Origin of the sequence: Frankia canadensis (assembly GCF_900197875.1) — a bacterium.
Lineage (GTDB): Bacteria > Actinomycetota > Actinomycetes > Frankiales > Frankiaceae > Frankia > Frankia canadensis.
Map to the genome: position 1 here is coordinate 1 of NZ_FZMO01000400.1, position 1793 is coordinate 1793.

General features: G+C 71.7%; 1 protein-coding gene. It reads left to right on the forward strand.

Translation table 11 applies throughout. The features are described from left to right. Nucleotides 1-112 precede the first annotated feature (112 nt). The gene (gene tnpC / locus C1A33_RS24545) at nt 113-1744 is read left to right on the forward strand and encodes an IS66 family transposase (protein WP_101833708.1); all 1632 of its coding nucleotides are present in this window, start codon (nt 113-115) and stop codon (nt 1742-1744) included. The last annotated feature ends 49 nt before the right edge of the window (nt 1745-1793 follow it).

The following is a 1793-nucleotide window of genomic DNA, read 5'->3' on the forward strand; positions in this document are numbered from 1 at the left end:
GTGTCCATTCACGGGTGAGTGACAGCGGTCCGCTGAGCTGGGCGTTTGTGTTGGGGTGACACGTTGTGGTTGTTGCTTGATCGTGGCTGTGGGGCGTGGATGATCTGGGTTTGTGGCTGACCTGTCCGCGTCGTTGGAGTCGCGTCTCGCGGCTGCCGAGGCGCGGATCGAACAGTTCGCCACGACGAACGGCCGGCTGGTGGCGACGAACGAGCGGCTGCGCCGGGTGATCGAGGGTATGGCCGAGCGCCATGAGGCGGAGTTGGCCGCGGAGCGGGCCGAGCGACAGCGGTTGGAGCTCGAGGTCGCCGACCTGCGGCGGCGGGTCGGGATGGACAGTACGAACTCGTCGGTTCCGCCGTCGAAGGAGCCGGTCGGGGCGAAGGAGAAGCGGAAGGCGCAGCGGCGGGAGTCCTCGGAGCGGGTCCGTTCGAAGGAACGGAAGCCGGGCGGGCAGCCGGGTCATCCGGGCGCGGGCCTGCGCCGGGAGCCGGAACCGGACCGGTCAGAAGCCGCGGATCCACCGGCGGAGTGCTCGTCGTGCGAGGCTGACCTGGCCGGCGCGGAGGTGCTGCCTGAGGGCTGGGCGCAGGTCTGGGACCTGCTCGACCCGGTGTTGGAGAAGGTGGAGTGGGCGCTGCCGCGGCGGCGCTGCGCCTGCTGCGGGAAGGTCACCACGGCCGGGGTGCCGGGGGTCCGGCACGCGGCGACGGGCACGGTGTCCTACGGGCCGCGGCTGCACGCGGCGGCGGTGCTGCTGGCCAGTGAGGCCAACGTGCCGGTGGAACGGGCCGCGAGGGTCATCGCCGGGCTGCTGGGCGTGGAGGTCTCGGCCGGGTTCGTCGCCCGCGCGAACGCCCGGCTCGCCCAGGACCTGGAGGCCGCCGGGTTCGACGAGGCGATGAAGGCGGCGCTGCGCGCCGAGCCGGTGCTGTGCGGGGACGAGTCCCCGGTCAACGTGCTCCGCAGGGATCTCGACGAGGCCACCGGCACGGTCCTGTCCGGCACCCCGCACCTGCTGGTCATCCGCACTCCGACGCCCGGGCTGGTCTGGTACGCGGCGATGGGCTCCCGCTCCTCGGAGGCGATCCACGGCACCGGGGTGCTCGACGGCTGGCCCGGCTACCTGACCCGCGACGACTACGCCGGCTGGCACCAGTACGACCCCGGCCTCGCCGGCGTCCAACTGTGTTGTGCCCATCTGATCAGGGCGTTGCGGGCCGTGCTGACGCTCGCGCCGAAGGTCCAGCGCTGGGCCGGCCGGCTGATCGACCTCCTCCGCGAGGCCAACACCCTCGTCACCGCCACCCGCGCCGCCGGAAACAGCCGCCTGGACCAGAAGATGATCGACGAGCTGCGGGCCCGCTACGACGCTGACGTCCGCATCGGCGACCTGACGAACATGTCCAGACCCTGGACCGACGGGAAGAACCACCCCGGTCTGGTCCTCGCCCGCCGGCTTGCCGCGAAGGCCGACCAGGTCTGGCTCTTCCTCACCGACTTCAAGATCCCCTGGACGAACAATCCCGCCGAGCAGGCCATCAGGCTCCCGAAACGCCACCAGGCCGTCTCGGGCTACTGGCACACCCCCACCACCCTTGCCGCCTACCTGCGCGTGCGCTCCTACCTCGTCTCCGCCCGCGACCACGGCATCCGCGCCGTCGACGCCATCCAGATGGCCCTCGCAGGCCAGCCCTGGCTACCCGCCCCCCGCGCCACCGCGCCCGCCCTGACCACCGCCTAAAACAACATCAAAACCGGGGGTGCTGGAGCGCGCACCCGTGAATGGACAC